This window comes from Pontimicrobium sp. MEBiC06410 (assembly GCF_053601615.1).
The window spans coordinates 1-1,394 of record NZ_JBSHNT010000014.1 but is presented as its reverse complement, the minus strand read 5'-3'; the positions used below and the strand labels follow the sequence as shown (position 1 = coordinate 1,394).

Sequence of the window (1,394 nt, the reverse complement as noted above, 5' to 3'; positions counted from 1 at the left end):
TGTCCCGTCCTAAAATAGCGATACACTAAAATCTTAGTGTAATGAAAACATCAGAAAACAATGGGTACACCAAGCGCACCCAAAAAGATTACTCGCTCTCTTTTAAACTTCAAATAGTTGAAGAAGTAGAGCAAGGTCATTTGACAAAATCACAAGCCAAGGTGAAATATGGTATTCAAGGTGATTCTACTGTTACAAAATGGTTGCAAAAATATGGTACCTTTGATTGGGAAAACCAAGCTCCCAAAACAATGTCAAAAACCCCTGAGCAAAAAATATTAGAACTCGAAGCCAAAGTTAAACTTTTGGAGAAGCAGAAAGCAAGAGCAGAACATCTAGCCGAACGAGCAGATAAAAAAGTTATTATTTTTGATATGCTTGTTGATATGGCAGAAAAAGAATATGACATCCAAATCAGAAAAAATTACACACCCGAGTTATCGACCTCTTTAAAGAAGAGTACAAAGAAACGTTAGTTTCTACCTGTGATTTACTCGAGCTAAATAGACAGGTCTATTATAGAGCTATCAAGTCAAGAAAACATAAACAATATATTGTTCATAAGGTTATAGCATTGATGCGTAATATCCGTAATAGCATGCCTAAGCTTGGTACTAGAAAGCTCTATTATATACTTAAAAAAGAATTATTGATTTTAAAGGTAGGAAGAGATAAACTTTTTAGAATATTGAGAGCTAACCGTATGCTTATAAAGCCTAAGAGAAGTTACCATATTACAACAGACTCTCACCATCGTTTTAGAAAACATAAAAATCTAGTATGCAATCTAGAGATAGAAAAACCAGAAACAATATGGGTTAGCGATATTACTTATGTAGGAACTAGAAGCACCCCTTCTTATCTGGCCTTAATTACTGATGCTTATTCTAAAAAAATAGTAGGTTACAATCTTTCTAATAGTTTAAGTGTAGAAGGTTCTTTACAAGCGCTCTCTATGGCATTATCTAATAGAATGTATAAAAATCAACCTTTGATACACCACTCTGATAGAGGTTTACAATATTGCTCCAATGAGTATCAAAAATTACTAAAAGATAATGATATCAGGTCAAGTATGACTGAAAAATATGACCCTTATGAAAATGCAATTGCAGAACGTGTTAATGGTATATTAAAACAAGAATTTAATGTCACTAGTGCTATTAAAGATATAGAGCTAAAGAAAGCTCTCGTTAAAAATACTATCCATATTTATAATAACCTAAGACCTCATTTATCTAATCATATGTTAACTCCAATACAAATGCACAAACAAAATAAACTTAAAAGAAAACAATACAAATCAAAAAAGCTGAACAATCATAGGATTGTTCAGCTTTAAATAATAAATTTAATCCTTTATTAATCTGTATCGATTATTTAGGACTAGACAT

The 1,394-nt window shown here is 31.6% G+C and carries 2 protein-coding genes; both read left to right on the top strand.

Annotation, left to right across the window (positions count from 1 at the left end; genetic code table 11):
* The first annotated feature begins 41 nt into the window (after positions 1-41).
* Positions 42-476, top strand: a complete 435-nt coding sequence (locus ACVC08_RS00110; protein WP_452598012.1) for a hypothetical protein — start codon at positions 42-44, stop codon at positions 474-476.
* Positions 440-1,342: an IS3 family transposase gene (locus ACVC08_RS00105; protein WP_452600488.1), complete on the top strand. Its 903-nt coding sequence runs from the start codon at positions 440-442 to the stop codon at positions 1,340-1,342. The genes ACVC08_RS00110 and ACVC08_RS00105 overlap by 37 nt, the downstream gene beginning before the upstream one ends.
* Positions 1,343-1,394: the final 52 nt, after the last annotated feature.